Here is a 596-nt window from a genome sequence, read left to right as displayed (position 1 = left end):
CCAAGCCATCCAAACCGCTGATGTGGCCGCACTGACCACCGCTCAGCTGTCTGGCCTGTCCACCAGCAACGTGGCCGCTTTGACCTCGGGTCAAGTCACCAGCCTGGGTACCTCTCAGATCCGAGCCTTGAGCACCAGTCAGCTCAATGCCCTGGACACCGGCGATGTGGCTGCTCTCTTGACCAGCCAGGTTCAAGCCCTGACCACGGCACAGATCAGTGGCGTCTCCACAGACGCTTTGAACGCCTTGACCACCGGCCAGGTGCAAGCCCTGACCACCGCGCAAGTCTCGGCCCTGACCAACCCACAGGTTGCCAGCCTGAACACCGCCCAAGTGGTGGCCCTGACCACGGCCCAAGCCAGCGCCCTGACCACCGCTCAGCTCAACGCCATGGGCACCGATCAGATCCAAGCCATCCAAACCGCTGATGTGGCCGCACTGACCACCGCTCAGCTGTCTGGCCTGTCCACCAGCAACGTGGCCGCTTTGACCTCGGGTCAAGTCACCAGCCTGGACTCCTCTCAGGTCCGAGCCTTGAGCGCCAGTCAGCTCAATGCCCTGGACACCGGCGATGTGGCTGCTCTCTTGACCAGCC

The 596-nt window shown here is 63.4% G+C and carries 1 pseudogene; it reads left to right on the top strand.

Features of this window, described 5'->3' with window-relative positions:
• Positions 1 to 596 (top strand): annotated as a pseudogene (locus B472_RS17150) (heme utilization protein); the annotation flags it as partial.

The sequence above is a fragment of the Limnohabitans sp. Rim28 genome (assembly GCF_000293865.2).
GTDB lineage: Bacteria > Pseudomonadota > Gammaproteobacteria > Burkholderiales > Burkholderiaceae_C > Limnohabitans_A.
Note: the sequence above shows the minus strand (reverse complement) of the source record. Positions and strands in the feature narration are given on the sequence as shown.